Origin of the sequence: Spiroplasma sp. Moj, from assembly GCF_016082285.1 — a bacterium.
Taxonomy (GTDB): domain Bacteria; phylum Bacillota_I; class Bacilli_A; order Mycoplasmatales; family Mycoplasmataceae; genus Spiroplasma; species Spiroplasma phoeniceum.
This window is the reverse complement of sequence record NZ_MQTY02000083.1, coordinates 4,055-4,526: the sequence shown is the minus strand read 5'-3', so window position 1 is coordinate 4,526 and position 472 is coordinate 4,055. Positions and strand designations below refer to the sequence as shown.

The following is a 472-nucleotide window of genomic DNA, read 5'->3' as shown; positions in this document are numbered from 1 at the left end:
GTTTACAAATAAAAAAACAACCCTTTAATAAGAGTTGTTTTAGCGCGTTTCGTTTTACAGTTTACAAAATTAAAGCAGCGAATCCAAATGCGACAACTATTAATGAATTAGAAAAAATTAATATTGAAGCAACGCTTGTTGCTAAAGTGCTAAAAATTGTGAAAGATATAGTAGAAGCAGTAACTGCTGAAGATTAGACTTCTTGCATAACCTAGTTATTTTAAAATTCCTATAATTTCTATTTTAAATATATTTTATAGGAATTTTAAAATAACTAGGTTATGCAAGAAGTCTAATATATAGGGGAAGACTGAACATGATATTTACAATTATTGTTATATCAATATGGTCGTAGTTTTGGAACTTGAATTGGTGGCGCAATGTGGTTACCAGTTGGAAACCAAATAATTTTATCTTATGATTAATTGTCAATCTTAAAAATGATATGAGAATTAAATCTTNNNTCNTTTNA

The 472-nt window shown here is 27.2% G+C and carries 1 protein-coding gene; it reads left to right on the top strand.

What is annotated here, in order from left to right:
• The coding region (locus tag BST80_RS04175; RefSeq protein WP_415746102.1) for a hypothetical protein at positions 1-197 on the top strand (197 nt) is incomplete at its 5' end.
• Between the last annotated feature and the right edge of the window lie 275 nt (positions 198-472).